This is a genomic window from Pseudomonas sp. GM55, assembly GCF_000282395.1.
In the GTDB taxonomy this organism is placed as follows: Bacteria; Pseudomonadota; Gammaproteobacteria; order Pseudomonadales; family Pseudomonadaceae; genus Aquipseudomonas; species Aquipseudomonas fluorescens_CC.
Genome location: NZ_AKJJ01000044.1, coordinates 1 through 17,721, shown reverse-complemented (window position 1 = coordinate 17,721; position 17,721 = coordinate 1). Strand labels below are relative to the sequence as shown.

The following is a 17,721-nucleotide window of genomic DNA, read 5'->3' as shown; positions in this document are numbered from 1 at the left end:
GGCATACCCATGAATGATATGGCCCAACACATTCAATCAAGCGCTTTACCCGTCAGCGACGAAACGGTTCGTGCTTTCCGGCACGATGGCGCTGTGTGTATCCGCAACGCGTTTACGCCACAGCTCATCAGCGAATTGACCCAAGGTATCGAGCACAACCTGGCCCAACCCAGCCTTCGTGCCAAAGTGGCGAGCAACCCTGACGACCCGGGGTGGTTCTTCGAAGACTTCTGCAACTGGCAAACGAATGCGCACTATCGCAACTTCATCTTCAACTCCGCCATCGCGCCCATTGCGGCCGCGTTGCTGGACAGCCAACAGGTGCGCCTGCATCACGACCACTTACTGGTCAAGGAGCCCAATACACGTCAGCGAACCCCCTGGCACCAGGACCAGCCGTACTACAACATCAGCGGCGCAGATACCGTCAGCTTCTGGATTCCCGTCGACCCCGTACCACGGGAATCAACCCTCGAATTCATTGCCGGGTCCCACAAGGGACCCTGGTTGATGCCTCGATCTTTCATGGACAGCCAGGCGAAATGGTTTGCCGAAGGTACGCTCGACGAACTGCCGGATATTGAGAGTCATCGCGAGGATTTCCCTATATTGGGATGGGCTCTGTCACCAGGGGACATGGTGTGTTTCAACATGCTGACCTTGCATGCTTCGTCCGGGGTGGCGGGGCAAAACCGACGTCGTGCATTCTCAGTGAGAGTCATCGGCGATGACGTTCGGCATGCGCCAAGATCCTGGGTCACCTCCCCTCATTTCCCCGGTCTCGAGGAAACGCTGGCAGCCGATGCGCCCTTGGAACATCCGTTGTTTCCATCGCTCTGGCCTCGCTAGTTGCTTGCGCGCGGTTCGAACCGACCTGAAAGCTGATCGCCGGAAGACTGGATTGCAGTGTTCCGGCGTTTTGATGATAGCCACCCGCTTGAGTCATCCGCCGCTGAACGTGTTCTCACGAGGCAGGACGTTCCAAGCCAAGACATAATGGAAAGACGTTTTTACCGACCTTCATATTTTTGCAGGCGTGTTGAGTCGCCAGAGGTAGGGTCGGCAAGGCTTTGACAGGCGGAAAAACGAAGTCTATGAACATCAATCGATGAACACTTGCATTCATTACGGGAGCATTGAGCCAGCATTGATAATGCCCGCGAGGGACCTATGAACATATGACATCGCCCACTTGTTAAATCATGTATTGATACTAATAGCCAGGTAGCAATGCCGTCACGTTGACTGCCGCGTGACGCTGCGATCGCCGCATTTTGGGATTTCAGCGCCAATCGCGTATTGCTCAATGAATCAGAGCGTTCTGGGCGATCATCATTGTCGCCAGTGTTGCGCTGGTCATTTCCATCACTCAGAAAACCTACAAGTGAGGCCTGTTCCACTTGTCAGACTGCATCACTGCCAGTGCTCACATAGCTTGACCAACTCATCGACCACATACCTGACTTTTGGCCGCAGGTGAGACACACTTTAGCCATACGGCATGCACGTCGACAGCTTCGGGTTCATACACTTGCAAAACCTCCACCAGCCTGCCCGCAGCGCTGGATGAATTCGGTCGTTGGGGGATCTGCACTGCATGTGTACATGGCGCTGAAGAATCCGGAAAAGTTCTCGGCCGACCTTCGAGGCTTTCTGGATAAGTGCTGAGTCAGCCGCTGTTCGGCGAAGTCCTCTCTACTGCTCCCATTGAGGATGGGCAAATCGCTCAGCGAGAAAGTTGATCAGCACCCGGACCTTGGTTGCCAAATGCTTGCGCGAGGGATAGACCACGTAGATGCCCAGCTCGACGGATTGGTACTCCGGCAGAATCTCGACCAGGTTCCCTTTGCGCAAATCGTCGGCCACCATGAAGCTGGGCTGCAAGGCAATGCCGCCCCCCGCCAGGGCAATACTGCGACAGGTATCGCCATTATTGCAGCGCACAATCGAGCGGGTGCGCACGCTTTCGCTACCGTCAGGGCCGATGAACTGCCATTCATTGCCGCTGGCGAAGTTGGTATACGCAATCACCCCGTGCTCTGCCAAGTCTGCCAACGTGCGCAGTTGAGGGTGGCTCGCCAGGTAGTCGGGTGACGCACACAGGCACATCCGCGTGCCCGCTAGTCGACGTCCTACCAAGGAAGAGCTCTCCATGCGAGCAATACGAACAGCGGCGTCGAAGCCCTCCTCCACAAGATCCACCAGTCGGTCGTTCAAACTGATGTCCAACTCGACGTTGGGATAAGCCTTCATGAAGTCGCCCCAGATGGGCGCCAAATGGAGCACACCGAAACTGACCGGTGCATTCACCCTCAAAACGCCACTGGGCTCCGGTGCGGTGGACGATACGGCCTCTTCGGCCTGATCCATGAGCGCCAGGACTTCACGCGCCTGGTGATAAAACTGACGTCCCTCCTCCGTCAATGACAGCCGTCGGGTCGTACGGTGCAGCAGCCGCGCGCCGAGTCGCTCTTCGAGGCCGCTCACATAGCGAGAGATGGCCGCTTTAGACATTCCCAGTGGTTCGGCAGCCCCGATAAAACTGCCTTTATCGACCACGGTGCAGAAGACCTGCATCTCCAGCGCTCTGTCCATCATTGTCTCTATAAGTGGAACTGTTAATCACATTTGGCCTTATTTATCTCAATATCTCAACCTATAAACTGAGGCCATCGAAACGCACATCAAGGCAAATGAGGTCGCGATGAAAATCACAGTAGTGGGTACCGGCAACATGGGTTCAGCGTTCGCCAAACAACTGTCCAGTGTCGGCCACATTGTCCGGATCACAGGCCGCGACTTCGACAAGGCCAAAACCCTGGCCGCTCAATTTGAAAATGTTCGTGCTTATCCGGCTGCCGAGGCACTGGGTGACAGTGACGTCGTTGTTGTTGCAACCGCTTACGAAGACGCAGTCAAAGCTTTGCAAAGCCTGGGTGATCTGACAGGCAAGGTAGTCATAGACATCTCCAACCCCCTGAGTGCCGACTACATGTCGCTGACCATCGGTCACGTGACGAGCGCTGGCGAGGAAATTGCCAAAGCATTGCCTCAAGCCCATGTCGTCAAAGCGTTCAACACGTTATTCGCCCAAGTGCTCGCCGACGGCCCGAATTTCGCCAATGACCAGCGTGGCAGCGTGTTTGTCGCCAGCGACAGCGAACGCGCGAAACAAACCGCTATCGCCATGGCACAGAGCCTGGGTTGGAACACGGTTGACGCAGGCGCGTTGGTCAATGCCCGTTATCTGGAGCCATTGGCAGGACTGAATATCTACCTTGGCTATGGCGCTGGCTTGGGCACTTCCATCGCCCCTGCCTGGCTTAACAAGTAATCATTGAGAACAATCACCATGAACGCTTCGTTCCCACTGCTATTTGTGTCTCATGGTGCTCCTGTGTTCGCCATCGAGCCTGGTCTGGCGGGTCAACGTCTGGCCGAACTCGGTCGCGAACTGCCGCGACCTGATGCCATCGTCATCCTCTCCCCGCACTGGATGACCCGCGGCGAAATCAGCGTTACGGCGAGCACCGCCCCCGAAACCATTCACGATTTCGGTGGATTTCCCGACGCCTTGTACCAGTTGCGCTACCCGGCGCCGGGCGCTCCGGCCCTCGCCGCTCATATCGTGGGCCTGCTACAGAATGCGGGATGGAAGTCCCGGCTTGATGCCCGTCGAGGTCTCGATCACGGCGCCTGGGTGCCTCTGCTGTATCTGGCCCCTGAGGCCGACATACCTGTCGTTCAGGTATCGATGCCTGCCGGCCTCGACACCTGCCAGGCCTGGAAACTGGGCAAGGCCCTTACGCCACTGCGCGATATGAAAGTGCTGATCGTGGCTTCCGGAAGCCTGACCCATAACTTGTATGAGTTTCGGGGTGCTGCCAGCCATGGGGCTGACTACGTAAGAGAGTTTGCTGCCTGGACAGCCAAAACCCTGCAAGCAGGCAACACCGATTTACTGCTGGACTATAGGCAGCACGCCCCTTCTGCCGAACGTGCCCACCCGACCGATGAACATTTTTTACCATTGCTCATCGCCCTTGGCGCGGCCGGCGAACACTATGAAACACGTGTCCTGGACGGCGGCGTGAGCTACGGGGTGCTGTCGATGGACAGTTACCTTTTTTCCTCTAGCCACAAGAATGGATCTGAATCCATTCAACTCAGTCAAGGCATGACAGACCATGGGTGACATGACATTTTCTGAAGCGGCCCGCGAGCCGCAAACGGGCCTGTTTTTCCGTAAAGGAAGCAGTACTTCGACGCCCAAGGGCCGTCTGCTTTTACTGCATGGTGTTGGTTCAAACGAAGCGAATCTCGCCTCATTGGCGGCATGGTTACCTGAAGAGCTGGAAGTGATCCTGCTGCGCGGCCCGTTGCAAGTCGGCCCACAAGGCTACGCCTGGTACCAGGTGACCTTCACCGGTAACGGCCCATCGTTCAATCAAGAGCAAGCGGAGTCCAGCCGTCAACTGCTGCAGCGTTTTATTGAAGCGCTACCCAAGCTGCCGACGGTGATCGCCGGCTTCAGCCAGGGCGGCATCATGAGCGCGAGCCTTGGGCTCACCGAGCCTGAGCTGATTGCCGGTTTCGCCATTTTGAGCGGCCGAATGCTGCGTGAACTTGATCCTCGGATCGCCTCTGCCGATCGGCTCAAGTCCGTCTGCGCGTTCATCGCCCATGGTCATCAGGACAACGTCCTGCCAGTGACCTGGGCTAAAGAAGCGGACGCCTGGCTGGATCGGATCGGCGTCGTCCATGAAACACACTTCTACGACATGGCCCACGAGATCGTCGCTGAAGAACTGGCGGATTTTTCGCAATGGCTGAACCACACGCTGTCACTCTCCAAGTAAATAAAGGAACCACACCATGATCGACTCACGCACCGCTCCGTATGCCGCACTCGTTATGCGCCTGGCCCTCGGCATCATGTTCATTGCTCACGGCCTGACCAAAGTGCTTGTGTTCACCCCGGCAGGCACTGCAGGCTTTTTTGAATCCATTGGTTTCCCGGGCTTCCTGGCCTATCCGGTCATGGCCTTTGAAGTCATCGGCGGCTTGATGCTGGTGCTGGGTGTCTACGCACGTTGGGTGGCCGCTCTGGCGGTGGTTCAACTGTTCGTGGCCGCTACCGTCCACTTCGGTAATGGCTGGAGCTTCACTAACGCCAATGGCGGTTGGGAATACCCTGTCTACCTGGCGGCGACAGCGCTGGTCGTCGCGTTACTGGGTGACGGCGCCATGGCAACAAAAGCATCCAGCAACGCATAGTTACTGCTGACTTAAAATCCGCCTACGCCCTGCCCCCAGCGCGTCGGCGGTTTGGGTCTTGCGGCCTGGTGGGCAAGTCGGGCGATGCCCTGCCCGCGCAATAACTATCCATAACGATGGCGCAGGTCGAGCGCAGCACGATGAGCATCGCTGGGCGTTCCATCGCCTCGTTGATCCACAGCCAGGGCATCCGCGACCTCTACCGGATCTACGCCACCACCCAGCGCGACAGTGTGGACTTCAATCTTGGGTTCATACCGGCGAGCTTCAACTTGCCCCACAAGGAAGAGTTCGACAACGAGTACATGCGCAAGCTCTACGCCACCGGTTATGACATGGCGTTGCAGAGTTTCCCGTGGCTCAAAGTGCCGCCCGGGTTCGCTTCTCCGGGTACAACAACGGGAAAATAAGCTCGATTTCGTTGAGCAAGACCTTCTCCCTGCTCTGCTCTTCAAGATCAATCAGAACCAACTACACTTCGAAGCCGCGATCATGGAGGGAACGAACACAGCCCTTCGCCAAGGGTGGATGTGACATTTAATTATTACGGCATCGCGGGGGAAACACGGGGTTTTAGCCAGCTTGTGAATGCCGTCAAACCCTCGCAATTCCCCGAACTACCCCGACCCGCCCCGAAAGGTTGGCCCAAGAATTGGCCCAACCATCCCCGACGTTTTGCCCAACCAACACCCTCCCAAAAATCAGCTCAGTGCATAGCCGACGGTCTCAGCGGCTGAGCTTGCTAATCTTTGACCCCTGCAATCCCACCCCAGCCATTAAGCCCTTTTGATCAAAGATGAACGCATAGATATCAGACTGAATCGTTGAAGTAGTCAGCGACTTGGCCACGCCTGCATCTTCGACCACGATGCTTGGGCCCACGCCGACCTCAAACCCACTGCCGGTTTTCAGATCTTGCAGCGCAGAATCACTCATGAAGAACATCACATACCCAAATCTCTGCACGCCTGCCTGAAGGCCGTATGAGGCTGCTGTAGTCGAGTAGTACCCCGTGACTTTGCCGTTCTCGATCAATTCGCCTTCGCCATGGTGTGCGCCGGCGATGAACCCCGCTTTCACCACATCCGGGAAAACGAGAATACCCTTGGCTCGCTGCGCGAGGGCGCGCGATTTCGGTGTATTGGCGTACAAACTCTGTAACGCCGCTTTCGCTTCCTGGTCCATCGCAGCGTCCACAGCCTTTGTACCAGAGGCAGAAGTTGATTGATCCATTTGGCAGCCCGCAGTGATTGCGAGGATTGAAATCATTGCCATCATTCGAAGGTATTTGATCATGAAAAATACTCCGTTTCTGCTCTTGCCGTTGAGAAGCCTGAGTGACGACAGTTGCTGCGGATCAAAGACTGACGGGGCTGACCTTTATTGTGTCGCTACTCACAGACAATAAGACTTTAATCCTGATATGTGATTGGTCAAATGCTATGCAGATGGATGTTCAAATCAGTTCAATAGCGGTGTTGCACTTCGCCCCTGCAATCGCCAGACTTCCTTGCCTCGAAAGCCCGTCCAATCCAAGACAACCCAGACTTACCCTCCTCTGGCATCCTGCCAACCGAACACAATCCATCTTTCGCAGTAGTGAACCATCAAAAAATCGCTGGTAGTCTCGCCGTCACGTTCGCTCGACATTAAGGGATGCAGGCGAAAATAGAAGCCCCGGGGCCGCGAAGCTACGGGGCTTTGCTTTTTCTGTCTGGTGCTACGCTGACCTCATACCCGAGGAACTGCTATGCCAAATTCTGAGCTACGCCCTTCCCTGCTTTTCAAAATCAACGAAAACCAGCTTGCCCTTCAGGCTGCAATTCTTGAACTCTCCAACTGGGTCGTGCAGCTCTGACTGATCATCTCCCGCCGCCCCCAAAAAACTGGAGTATCCGGCACGCTCGACGAGCGCAGAGTGCCCTTACCCAGCGACCATTTATACGATCCAGCACCGTCATCACTCGGCTAATGTGAAATTGCACTCCACTTGACCACCTGATTGCATCGGATTTGACCAGCACGTTTAGCACCCTGATCTTGGTATCACCTGGGGTCAGGAAGGATTGACACCTTCAGGGCCCGTACCGGAAGAAATTAAACTTCGGATAGAAAGTTTTGGACCTGTATCGTCGAGTGGCTGTAGGCGAAGCGTCGACGACGTGTCTCGCTTCGCCTATTCGAGAGATCTTTGACCAAACATGCGCGAGCTATTAACAGCTGGTCGGCTGTTGACCGCACAGTACAGCCCTCCGGCCAACACCAACCCCATCGCCCAACTAATGTCGGCGCCTAGCCAGTTCGCTACAAAGCCTGTGTAGAACGAGAGTTTCATGAAGGGAATCGTGCCGATTATCGAAACGGCATAGACCATTAGGGTTCGCCCGTTGAAACGGGCGTAGCGGCCTTTAGGGTCGTACAGGTCACTTACTTCATAGTGGCCGCGACACACCCAGTAATAATCAACCAGGTTGATCGCACTCCAGGGGATCAGCAAATACAACTGACCGATCAGAATGTCCGCAAAAAACGTGTCAAAACGGTACTGGGTGGCTATGGCGATCAGGGTCGCAGCAACGGTCAACACGGCCATCACCAACGCTTTTGCTGGAGCCGTGACGTATTTGAGCCCGCCAAAAGCTCCGAATATCGTAACCGAAGACATATAGGCGCTGTACAAGCAGAGTACGTTGTACTGGATGACGCCAAGCGCGATCACGCCCAGTACCAAAGGTGCCCACGGGCCAAACAACATGGCAATGGCGGTTGCAGGGTCGCGCTCAAGCGCTGCAGGTATCGCTACTGCCAGTAAAGCGCCTAATGCCATCATGGCAAAAGAGCCCAGTGCGCAACCGCAATAGGTTGTCCAGAACGTGGCGCGGGTGCTCACGTTCGCGGGGAGGTAACGCGAGTAGTCTGCTACGTAGGGGCCGTAACCTAAAGTCCAGGAGGCAGCCTGCGCTATGACCAGATTAAAGGCCGCCAACGTAAAGCCCGTGCCTGAGACGGTTGTTGATGCCGCGTCGCTGGGGTGCAGCAGGATCAAGGCCAAGGCGCTTGCAAACACCAGGGTAGATAACAGGCTCATCCACGCCCCCATACGGTGGATCAGCTCGTAGCCTATAAAACCAATGATGAAAGTCAGAACGCCGACCACCACAATGGCCTGGTCGTCGCTCATTGGCACCAGCGCCTTTAAGGCATCGCGCATCAAGACGCCGCTGGCGGCAAGAAATAGCACCGCCGCCGTGACCATTACCAGCAGGGGGATCGCGGCTCCGTAAACACCGAACTGTGCCCGGCTCTGGATCATTTGAGGAACCCCCAAGTGGGGGCCCTGGGCGGAGTGCGCGGCCATGAACACAGTGCCGACCAGATTGCCAATCAGCAGGCCCAGCAATGTCCAGCCGAAGCTCAACCCCGAGGCGATACCCAGCGTACCGACCATCAAAGCGGTCACTTGGAAATTGGAACTGAACCAGATGGTGAACAACCGCCGTGGCGTTCCGTAACGTTCACTGTGAGGGACAAACTCGATACTACGCTTTTCCAGCTTCACGACCGCCTCCTGATTTATTTTCGTGATTATCAGATAGGCATCGATAGCTTTTCGGCCCAGCTGCGAACGCCTCATAGCTAGTAGCGCCATACCCTCACGTAAATTGCAGGTGATTTCACACAGCCTGGGTCGCTCTCTGCCGGTCATGGTTACGAAATGTGCTGGTCAAGTCCGATGCACATGGCTGGTCAGGTCGAATGCAAATGGCTGGTCAAGTCAGTGCAAGTAACCACGAAGGCTGACAGGCGTTTCAATAACGATGGGTTCATCTATGACACGACCAAAAACGAGTACATTTGTCCGGCTGGAGAACCGCTGATTTGGCGCTATAGCAACGTTGAAAAGGCCTGAAATTGCACCGTTACTGGAAGTTCGAACTGCCAGGGCTGCGCGGGACTCGGGCATCAATCGTAGCCTGGGAGATTTGTCCTGCGTCCATGCTGCATCTCCATGCGGTTGACCAAGGCACATTTCACCTCAGGCTGGATCAGATTCGGTGCGCTGCCAGGTGGCTTCCCAATCCACCTCGGAAGGTGCAAAAAACGACAGGCTCTTTTGCTTTCCGTTTAACATTCCAGACGACCGGCTACTGCCGCACTGGCAGGCGTGCCATAGGGGTGTCTACGCTGGATTCGTGCATTCGAAAATGACCAGTAGTGAATGCGATTGTGGATGCGGCTTCAGCGGTGCCGCAATGGACTGTACTGCAGCGCGCGGAGCCCCGGCCAATGCCTAGCGTCCAACGATTTCTCGTCAAAATGCTGCCTGCGCCTGTTAGCGCGAAGTTATCCCTGGCCGGCAGACAACTCAACGTCCTCCCCCTATACCAATGCAATTCGCAGGCTCAGCCCGGTGTGGCGGCACAGCCCGTATGGCATCTGGTCGAGCCCAGTACCCCACTCGACACCTTCAATCCGTGGGATGTCTGTCACGCGCTGGTCTCCAACGGCATGGGTATGAGCGGGGCGCCACATCCCGAATTTGCTGAACCCGACTTTGCCCAAACCTGGCTGTCCGGTTCCCGGGAGGATCAAGCGATAGTGCTGGCATCTTCTTGCACAGCTGAAGAACAAGAAAAGAAATATCCATGGGAAACGGACAAGTTCTGGTATCAGGACCCTCAGCACGGTCAGTTCGATAAACTGTTGGCGAAAATCGGTACTGTATCGTCAGCCAAGGCGGTACGGGTGGCGCATCTGGACACGGGATATGATCCCCACCACCGGTGTCTGCCGGTCAATCTGGAACACCATCTGGAGCGAAACTTTGTCGATGAAGATCGCCCCAATGATGCCTCTGACGATTCCTGCGGCCTGGTGAACAATCCTGGTCACGGCACTGCAACACTCAGCGTACTCGCCGGAAATCCGTTACCTGAAATGAACCGCCTTGGTGCGGCCCCTTTTGTGAAGGTCGTACCTATTCGGGTGGCCAACCGGTTTGAGCTGTTCTACAACAGCGCCATCGTCAACGCACTGAGGTATGTTCGAGACCTTTGCCAGGATCCCAAAACAGCCGTCCAGGTAGTGACGATGAGTATGGGCGGATTGCCCAGTCAGCTGTGGGCCGAAGAGGTCAATGCCCTTTATGAAGAAGGTGTGGTCCTGGTAGCCGCAGCTGGCAACAACTTCGGTAACGCACCCACTCACCACATCGTCTATCCGGCGAGATTCAATCGTGTCATTGCGGCGTGTGGCGTGATGGCGGATCACAAACCTTACGCTGATCTTCCAGTTACATTGATGGCCGGCAACCATGGGCCGGCCAGCACAATGCGCACGGCGATGGCAGCGTATACACCGAACATACCGCGAGCGAAATTCGGTTGTTCAAACACCATTGACTGGAATGGCGGCGGTACCTCCTCTGCCACGCCACAAATTGCAGCCGCTGCCGCTATATGGATACAAAAAAACCGGACGAAGTGGAACGCCTATCCAGACAAATGGATGCGGGTAGAGGCCGTACGCACGGCCTTGTTCAACAGCGCGAACAACACCAACTTTGCCAAGTTGGGACATGGGGAGCTACGAGCACTTGACGCCTATGGCGTCGCTCCTCCTACTGCCGTCGCCCTGCAAAACAAAAAAGAAGAAGTCGATGCCATCTCGTTCCCTTTTCTGCGGGTCCTGACGGGGCTTGGCATGGCGCAATTTGGCAACACACAGCAAAAAATGCTCGAACTGGAGTCCTTGCAACTTTCCCAGTCCGCCGCGATCCAGGCGATATTGCCGGACCCTGATGTCGATCCGGACACGCTCAGCCTGGCTCAGCGTGTTGCTCTGGCCCAAGCGCTATCTCAGCACCCCAGGGCTTCCCAAGCGCTTCGGCGAGCCCTTCAACTGGGTCAGTCCAACTCGCCGTCCGGACCGCATCAAACAACATCAGGACCGCACGCGGCTACAACGCCGATTACCGGTTTGAGGGATCATCACCTTCAACATGCGTTGCGCCCCGTGCCACCTGCACCCGAATTCCGCAGGCTGCGGGTTTACGCCTACGATCCATTGCTGGGTCGCACCTTGGAAACTGTGGGCATTAACGAAACAACGCTACAAATACCTTGGGAGACTGATCTGTTACCAGGGCCTGTCGGTGAGTACCTGGAAGTCGTGGATGTCGATCCCGCCAGTGGCTGCTGCTACGCGCCGGTGGACCTGAACGATCCACGTCTTCTGGCGACCGACGGCCTGCAACCCTCCGAAGCGAACCCACAGTTCCATCAACAAATGGCATATGCCGTTGCGATGAGGACAATCCGTTTCTTCGAAAACGCTTTGGGTCGCGTTGCATTATGGGCGCCACGTTTCGTTGGTAAAAATCCGGACTACGTACAGCGTCTGCGTATCTATCCGCATGCCTTGCGAGAGCCTAATGCTTACTATAGCCCGCAACGCAAAGCACTTTTGCTGGGCTACTTCAGTTCATCCGACAGGAATAGCGGCGTGGCCAGCGAGTACGTGTTCACGGCACTCTCCCACGACATCGTCGCTCATGAAACAACCCATGCGCTGCTTGACGGGCTGCATCGGCGCTTCATAGAGCCCACCAATCCAGATGTGCTGGCCTTTCACGAAGGGTTTGCCGACATCGTTGCCCTTTTCCAGCATTTCACCTTGCGCGATTCACTTCGGGAGTTGCTTGCATATTCCCGTGGCGATCTCAGCCAACAATCGATGCTGGCTTGGCTGGCGGTACAGTTCGGCCAAGCCACCGGTCACTACAAGGCGTTGAGGGATGCCATAGGCACTGGTGGAGTGAACGCCAACAGCCAACCGACCTGGACACGCCGAGTGCCGAAGTCGAATGACTACCAGAGTCAAACTGAAGCCCATGATCGAGGAGCAGTACTGGTGTCGGCAGTGTTCGACGCGTTCTTGCAGGTCTATACCAGACGAGCCCAAACGCCTATCCGACTCGCAACTCATGGCTCAGAAGTTCTACCCCAGGGTGCACTCCAGAGTGACCTCGTCGATGCACTGACAAACGTGGCCAGCACCGTGGCCAGGCACATTCTCACGATATGTATTCGGGCACTGGACTACTGCCCTCCGGTAGACATCACGTTCGGTGACTTCCTCAGAGCGCTGGTAACCGCAGATCATGATCTGGTGCCCTCGGACCCCTACGGTTACCGCGTTGCATTTTCTTCCGCTTTCATGGCACGCGGGATTTACCCCGAAGGATTGCGCAGCTACTCAGTCGACACATTGCGCTGGGAACCGCCCCTGGAACCAATGAGCACGTTGCAAAAACTCCTGCCTGAACTGAGCCTTCAATGGACGCTTCAGACAAGCCGTGAATCGGCATGGAACACATCGCGGGACAACGCCTGGGCGTTCCATCGCTGGTTGATGAATCCGAAGCTCGTGAGTGATACCGAACTGGGAGCACTCGGACTGTATCGTCATGCGGACCCAAATTATCAGCTTCAAATTGGCGACCGTGCCGTTGTATGCGATATGCACGGGATTGAGGTTCATTCGGTGCGGCCTCTACGACGTGTAGGACCGGATGGGCAGTTGTTGTCGCAAATGGTCGTTGAGTTGACCCAGTCTCTTCATGCGAAGGATGGCAGTGGCAATGTATTCCGTGGGGGTGTCACGTTGGTCATCGACTTGACCAGTCGGCAGGTGACCTATGTCGTACGCAAGCGTATCAATCAGCCAGCACGCCTTGCGCATCAACAACATTTCCAGCAAGAGCGCGCGCAATCGATGCAGGACAAGTACCGCGGACTTCGGGCGATGGCTGGTGAACCTTTTGCTCTCGTTCACCGAAGCATCGACGGAGGTGGTCATGAACGCTAGACCGCCTCGGGCAACGGTACGGATTTATCGTCATGGATTGGGTGACTGCCACCTGGTGACGCTGCACGGAGATGGGGGGGCCACCTACAGAATTCTGATCGACTGCGGAGTCATCATCGGTACTGCCAACGCCACGAAAATGATGACGGACGTGATGGAAAATGTTCGGCAGGAAAGCAATGACAAAATTGATCTTCTGGTGGCCACCCACAAACATTGGGATCACCTCTCCGGGTTTGTGCAAGCAAAGGATACTTTTGCAAAGCTGAACGTCGATGAAGTCTGGATGGCCTGGACAGAGAACCCTGACGATAAACAAGCTGGCGAGCTAAGAAAGGAGAACGACGAAGCGCTTGCCATGCTGCAATCAGCCGCCTTGCGCCTGCAAATGGACACTCCGGACATCGAACATCCCCTGCTTGAACTGCTTGGATTCTTCGGCGCTTCGGCGCGAATGACTACTCAGTCCGCGCTTGAAGCTGTGCGCAAAAAGTCTTCGAACGTAAGGTACTGTGATCCGGAGGATAAGCCTCGCGATCTGGAGAGTTTCGGCGCGAAAATCTACGTACTCGGCCCGCCGCGCGACGAAGCCAGGCTGAGAAACATGAACGCGCCTAAAACCCCCGGCGATAAGACCACCTACAAGATGGCCATGGATGCCTTCAATCGATACCTCACGCCGGCCATCAACGAAGACGAATCGCAACTACCTTTTTCCCGCCGCTACAACATTCCCACCCAGGCTGCACAGACGGTTCCTTTCTTTCAGGAGCGCTACTGGAACCCGCAAGACTGGAGGCGCATCGATGATGCCTGGTTAGACGATGCTACCAGCCTTGCCCTCCAACTGGACAACGTCGTCAACAATACGAGCCTGGTGATGGCCATCGAATTGGATGGGGGGGACGTCTTACTCTTCGCAGCCGATGCGCAGGTAGGCAACTGGCTCTCTTGGGGCGATCGCAAATGGACTGACCAGAATGGTATGGAAGTTACGGGGCCCGATTTGATAGGCCGCGCTGTCTTTTACAAAGTTGGGCATCACGGTAGTTCCAACGCCACCGGCCGCGAATGCGGAATTGAATTGATGAAAAATCTGGCGGTAGCTGTGGTCCCGGTCGACCATGAAATGGCGCTGAAACGTAAATGGGGGGATCTCCCCTTCAATACCTTGATGGATGCTTTGGAGGAAGCAACGAAGGCTCATGGCTATACCCTTCGAACCGACCAACCGCCGAGCAGTACCGCACTGACGAGAGGCCTGCGTAGTGATCCCCTCTACTTTGAGATTGATTTCTGAGCCGGTCTGATTCAGGCACCTTTCAGATTCACGAAGTGGGCGTTTCTCGAGTTGCGCTTGTACGATGAGGTGATCCTGCGCCCTACCCTACAAGAGTTCTGACTGTGAACCGTTTCTGCTAACCAAAACCTCCCCAGGTGTTCGACTACCCTGCTCAACAATTGAGCGGGGGCAGTCATGGTTATGATGGGTGGATCGACGCCTTGCATATGACAACCGGTGCTCCGCCTCATTCATTCGGAGTACTCTTCGAATGATTTCGCAAGAAAATCGATCAGGGTTCGCACTGAAGGCACCAGCCCTCGACGGGTCGGGAATACTGCCGTGATTACCCCGTCGATGGGATGCCACTGATCGATAACCTTGAGCAAGCGTCCGTCCGCTAGTTCGTCTTTGACGATAGTCCTCGGCAGGATCGCAATGCCTGCACCTTCGAGTACCGCGCTTTTAAGCACGGCCATATTGTCGCTGACCAGGCGCGGAGCATGACGGACTTGGGCAGTTTCACCGTTCGGACCGTTTAGTTGCCAGCTGTAGTGTGACTGTGTGGTACCCCAGACAATACTGGGTACGTCGCTAAGGTCTGCTGGTAGCTTCAGGGCCGGAAAACGTTGCAAAAAGGCCGAGCTCGCCACCAACACGTGTGGGCTTTTCGCCAGGACTTTCATCACTAATTCGCTGTCCTCCAACGGTGGAAAACACAGATTCAGGGCAAGGTCGTAACCCTCGTTGATCACATCGACTCGGCGATTGTAGCTTTTCACAAACAGTTCGATCGCCGGGTACTGTGCCATGAACCGGCCCAGTATGGGGGCAACCCAGAAACTCAGCAGTGGCGTGTTGCAACTCAGCCGGATAATGCCTCGCGGCTCAGAGCGGTTCTGCTCAATCACGTCTTCGGCCGACTCTGCTTCGGCCATCATTGCCACACAATGGCGATAGTAGGCCTGACCAATTTCAGTAACTTGAAACTGCCGCGTCGAACGCTGGATCAGTCGCACGCCCAGTCGGCGCTCCAGCTGATTGACCCGGCGACTCAAGGTGGACTTTGGCATGTCCAAGGCGCGACCTACGCTGGAAGTTACGGTCCTGTGCAGTTCGTCTTCCAGTATCAACACTGCCTGGGATTGCCCGAGCCTTCCACGTCCCATGGTTGGCCGGACCAGGAGCAGCAGCCTCATCCTTATGCTGCCCTGGTCATGCGACGGCCAGAATGGGGAGAGACCTGGCCGTCACACCCTTTCCTGCTTGCGTTAACTGGCGATCTTTATTGCAAGTTCAGCAACGTGCTTGCCTTGGAAACGCGCAATATCCAGTTCATTCTGTGACGGTTGCCGTTTCCCGTCGGCCCCGGCCAGAGTGGTGGCACCATAGGGTGTACCGCCGGTGATCTCATCCATATTGGTGAGCCCTGCGCAGGTGTAAGGCACACCCACGATGACCATTCCTTGATGCAGCAGTGTGCTGTGGAATGACGTAATCGTGGTTTCCTGGCCTCCGTGCTGGGTTCCAGTTGACGCGAAAACGCTACCGATTTTCCCGACGAGCGCGCCTTTCATCCACAGCCCACCGGTCTGGTCGAGAAATGTGCGCATCTGCCCGGCCATGTTGCCAAAGCGCGTCGGTGTACCAAAGATGATGGCGTCGTAATTGGCCAGCTCGTCAGGTGTTGCCACCGGGGCCTGCTGGTCGAGCTTGACACCGATGGCTGCCGCCTGCGACGCCGGAATGGTTTCAGCCACACGTTTGAGCGTCACATCGACGCCAGGTACGGACCGTGCGCCATCGACGACGGCGTTCGCCATGGTTTCCAGGTGACCGTACATTGAGTAATAGAGAACAAGTACTTTCGCCATGATTTTGTCCTGGGTTGAGGAACCATTCGGTCGATTTGAAGGACCTTGGATGACTCCGCTGCTAACGAACAACAGCGTAGGCGTAGCGTCGGCAGCCCCCCATTTGACGTAGAGACTTTGACGGCATGCGGTCTTAACCCTAGCAGCTTCGCGCGCTGCCTGCCGCCCAGATATGAAACTGACGTTACTGAGTATGACCCTGGCCGTCGTCTTTTAATCGAGATTCCAGTCTGCCCTTAAAATGGCCGGCTTTCACACCTGTCGATAGCGGCGCTGGCGAAATCGAACGTGGCTTACGAGCAGCCTTTCGCAGGTGCGCGCATGGGCTATACAGCCAACTTCAGTGATACCCAATTCGAGCCTGCCTTATAGCCTGCGAAGTCATCGCAGACCAGCTTGCCCTTCCAATTGCCCAGGAAGGCTCGGGCATGTTCACCAGCATGGCTCGGGCTGAAGTCGCAAACGACCGCTGCCAGGTCAGAGAACTGGCTGGTGGCATAGGCCCAGACATAAGCGCGATGAGTTTTCTTCGCGCCAGGTGTCAGCATTTGTACTGGCGTTTCGTCAGCGTGGAAAACGCCGTACGCCAGTACGCCAGTACGGCTTCGCGCAACGCATCAGCCAGCGACTGTAATTGCACACCGCAGTTGCCCAGCCACTGCGCCAAGGTCGAACGGGAGATGGGCAGTCCGGCACACCCAAAGATTTTCTCCTGCCGGTACAGCGGTAGATGATCGGCGAACTTGGCCACCATGACATGGGCCAGCAGACCCGTTGTCGGTATGCCTTTGTCGATGACATGCGGCGGTGTCGGTGCCAGCTCGCATATCCATGGGCTCAGTGGCGAGCCAGATGGTGTCGATGCGAATCATCGCAGCTCGTGGTGTCAGGCTGCGCGCATTCGGCAATGACCTGGGCCTTGAAGGATTTTGAATAGGAACGGCGTTCTTGTGGCATGGGCGTCCGCTTTAAAAGGCTAAAAATGGTGTCCACTTGAATTCAGGTGGACACCATCGCCTCAAGCAACGGTGTCAGGAAGGTGAATTGCCCGGACGGTTACCGTCAATTGATCAAGCAGCGCACTTCTGACATATCACTACCCGAGTTCTTGAACGCGAATCTGATGGGCAATCGAATGAAAGGAAAAAGGGAGGGCATCCATTGCCCTCCCTTCTTCTGTTCCGCCCTCCTGCGACAGCACTGACCAGGACCTCAAACGGCCAGAATGAAGTCCGTTTGATCAACGGCCGCACTGCTGACACCAACAAGGTGAATCGTGTCCGCCCCGATCCCGACCACCGTGTCCGCCCCGTTAGCCGTTATGGTCACGTTGGCAGCGAAGGTCGCGCTGGTGATCCCCAGCCCCGTGAGATTGAGCAAGTCCTGCCCTGCACCCGGATTGGCGCCGAAGTTCAGGAT

General features: G+C 56.0%; 13 protein-coding genes and 4 pseudogenes. 9 read left to right on the top strand and 8 right to left on the bottom strand.

Annotated features, from left to right (window positions below):
* Positions 1 to 9: 9 nt before the first annotated feature.
* Positions 10 to 849: a phytanoyl-CoA dioxygenase family protein gene (locus PMI31_RS10470; RefSeq protein ID WP_008017973.1), complete on the top strand. Its 840-nt coding sequence runs from the start codon at positions 10 to 12 to the stop codon at positions 847 to 849.
* A 564-nt stretch (positions 850 to 1,413) separates the two neighbouring features.
* Here the strand turns inward: PMI31_RS10470 and PMI31_RS31700 are convergent.
* Together PMI31_RS31700 and PMI31_RS10465 are read right to left on the bottom strand one after the other, a co-directional pair.
* Positions 1,414 to 1,558, bottom strand: a pseudogene (locus tag PMI31_RS31700) (LysR family transcriptional regulator); the annotation flags it as partial.
* Positions 1,559 to 1,695: 137 nt separating this feature from the next.
* Positions 1,696 to 2,595: a LysR family transcriptional regulator gene (locus PMI31_RS10465; protein ID WP_008017972.1), complete on the bottom strand. Its 900-nt coding sequence runs from the start codon at positions 2,593 to 2,595 to the stop codon at positions 1,696 to 1,698.
* A 109-nt stretch (positions 2,596 to 2,704) separates the two neighbouring features.
* On the opposite strand from PMI31_RS10465, the gene PMI31_RS10460 reads away from it, so the two are divergent.
* From PMI31_RS10460 to PMI31_RS10440, 5 genes are all read left to right on the top strand, one after another.
* Positions 2,705 to 3,334 carry an NADPH-dependent F420 reductase gene (locus tag PMI31_RS10460; RefSeq protein WP_008017971.1) on the top strand — a complete coding sequence of 210 codons (630 nt, stop codon included), beginning with the start codon at positions 2,705 to 2,707 and terminating at the stop codon, positions 3,332 to 3,334.
* Positions 3,335 to 3,352: 18 nt separating this feature from the next.
* Entirely contained in the window at positions 3,353 to 4,195 is an 843-nt protein-coding gene (locus tag PMI31_RS10455) for a DODA-type extradiol aromatic ring-opening family dioxygenase (protein ID WP_008017969.1), read from the top strand.
* Positions 4,188 to 4,859, top strand: coding sequence for an alpha/beta hydrolase (locus PMI31_RS10450; protein ID WP_008017968.1), 672 nt, complete (start codon positions 4,188 to 4,190; stop codon positions 4,857 to 4,859). Before PMI31_RS10455 ends, PMI31_RS10450 begins: the two co-directional genes overlap by 8 nt.
* 16 nt (positions 4,860 to 4,875) lie before the next feature.
* Entirely contained in the window at positions 4,876 to 5,277 is a 402-nt protein-coding gene (locus tag PMI31_RS10445; protein ID WP_008017967.1) for a DoxX family protein, read from the top strand.
* 140 nt (positions 5,278 to 5,417) lie between these two features.
* Positions 5,418 to 5,687 carry a hypothetical protein gene (locus tag PMI31_RS10440; RefSeq protein ID WP_008017966.1) on the top strand — a complete coding sequence of 90 codons (270 nt, stop codon included), beginning with the start codon at positions 5,418 to 5,420 and terminating at the stop codon, positions 5,685 to 5,687.
* 316 nt (positions 5,688 to 6,003) lie between these two features.
* Here PMI31_RS10440 and PMI31_RS10435 read toward each other — a convergent pair whose 3' ends face one another.
* Positions 6,004 to 6,573, bottom strand: coding sequence for a YSC84-related protein (locus PMI31_RS10435; protein WP_008017965.1), 570 nt, complete (start codon positions 6,571 to 6,573; stop codon positions 6,004 to 6,006).
* An 880-nt stretch (positions 6,574 to 7,453) separates the two neighbouring features.
* Positions 7,454 to 8,836 carry a purine-cytosine permease family protein gene (locus PMI31_RS10430; RefSeq protein WP_008017962.1) on the bottom strand — a complete coding sequence of 461 codons (1,383 nt, stop codon included), beginning with the start codon at positions 8,834 to 8,836 and terminating at the stop codon, positions 7,454 to 7,456.
* Positions 8,837 to 9,082: 246 nt separating this feature from the next.
* On the opposite strand from PMI31_RS10430, the pseudogene PMI31_RS31305 reads away from it, so the two are divergent.
* The 3 genes and pseudogenes from PMI31_RS31305 to PMI31_RS10420 all read left to right on the top strand — a co-directional run.
* A pseudogene (locus PMI31_RS31305) lies at positions 9,083 to 9,229 on the top strand (IS5/IS1182 family transposase); the annotation flags it as partial.
* A gap of 335 nt (positions 9,230 to 9,564) precedes the next feature.
* Entirely contained in the window at positions 9,565 to 13,146 is a 3,582-nt protein-coding gene (locus tag PMI31_RS10425; protein ID WP_008017961.1) for a S8 family serine peptidase, read from the top strand.
* The gene (locus tag PMI31_RS10420) at positions 13,136 to 14,446 is read left to right on the top strand and encodes an MBL fold metallo-hydrolase (protein WP_008017960.1); all 1,311 of its coding nucleotides are present in this window, start codon (positions 13,136 to 13,138) and stop codon (positions 14,444 to 14,446) included. Before PMI31_RS10425 ends, PMI31_RS10420 begins: the two co-directional genes overlap by 11 nt.
* A gap of 233 nt (positions 14,447 to 14,679) precedes the next feature.
* Here the strand turns inward: PMI31_RS10420 and PMI31_RS10415 are convergent, their stop codons facing one another.
* The 4 genes and pseudogenes from PMI31_RS10415 to PMI31_RS10395 all read right to left on the bottom strand — a co-directional run.
* The gene (locus PMI31_RS10415) at positions 14,680 to 15,627 is read right to left on the bottom strand and encodes a LysR substrate-binding domain-containing protein (RefSeq protein WP_008017959.1); all 948 of its coding nucleotides are present in this window, start codon (positions 15,625 to 15,627) and stop codon (positions 14,680 to 14,682) included.
* A 72-nt stretch (positions 15,628 to 15,699) separates the two neighbouring features.
* Positions 15,700 to 16,302 (bottom strand): NAD(P)H:quinone oxidoreductase, encoded by a 603-nt coding sequence (gene wrbA / locus PMI31_RS10410; protein ID WP_008017957.1) that lies wholly within the window; start codon positions 16,300 to 16,302, stop codon positions 15,700 to 15,702.
* 315 nt (positions 16,303 to 16,617) lie between these two features.
* Positions 16,618 to 17,119, bottom strand: a pseudogene (locus tag PMI31_RS29885) (IS66 family transposase); the annotation flags it as partial.
* Positions 17,120 to 17,514: 395 nt separating this feature from the next.
* Positions 17,515 to 17,721 (bottom strand): annotated as a pseudogene (locus tag PMI31_RS10395) (calcium-binding protein); the annotation flags it as partial.

Excerpts from the sequence above, each read along its gene's own strand:
- PMI31_RS10455 (WP_008017969.1), top strand. The coding sequence starts at position 3,353 with ATGAACGCTTCGTTCCCACTGCTATTTGTGTCTCATGGTGCTCCTGTG.
- PMI31_RS10460 (WP_008017971.1), top strand. The coding sequence starts at position 2,705 with ATGAAAATCACAGTAGTGGGTACCGGCAACATGGGTTCAGCGTTCGCC.
- wrbA (WP_008017957.1), bottom strand. The coding sequence starts at position 16,302 with ATGGCGAAAGTACTTGTTCTCTATTACTCAATGTACGGTCACCTGGAA.
- PMI31_RS10425 (WP_008017961.1), top strand. The coding sequence starts at position 9,565 with ATGCCTAGCGTCCAACGATTTCTCGTCAAAATGCTGCCTGCGCCTGTT.
- PMI31_RS10415 (WP_008017959.1), bottom strand. The coding sequence starts at position 15,627 with ATGAGGCTGCTGCTCCTGGTCCGGCCAACCATGGGACGTGGAAGGCTC.
- PMI31_RS10450 (WP_008017968.1), top strand. The coding sequence starts at position 4,188 with ATGGGTGACATGACATTTTCTGAAGCGGCCCGCGAGCCGCAAACGGGC.
- PMI31_RS10465 (WP_008017972.1), bottom strand. The coding sequence starts at position 2,595 with ATGGACAGAGCGCTGGAGATGCAGGTCTTCTGCACCGTGGTCGATAAA.
- PMI31_RS10470 (WP_008017973.1), top strand. The coding sequence starts at position 10 with ATGAATGATATGGCCCAACACATTCAATCAAGCGCTTTACCCGTCAGC.
- PMI31_RS10440 (WP_008017966.1), top strand. The coding sequence starts at position 5,418 with ATGAGCATCGCTGGGCGTTCCATCGCCTCGTTGATCCACAGCCAGGGC.
- PMI31_RS10445 (WP_008017967.1), top strand. The coding sequence starts at position 4,876 with ATGATCGACTCACGCACCGCTCCGTATGCCGCACTCGTTATGCGCCTG.
- PMI31_RS10420 (WP_008017960.1), top strand. The coding sequence starts at position 13,136 with ATGAACGCTAGACCGCCTCGGGCAACGGTACGGATTTATCGTCATGGA.
- PMI31_RS10435 (WP_008017965.1), bottom strand. The coding sequence starts at position 6,573 with ATGATCAAATACCTTCGAATGATGGCAATGATTTCAATCCTCGCAATC.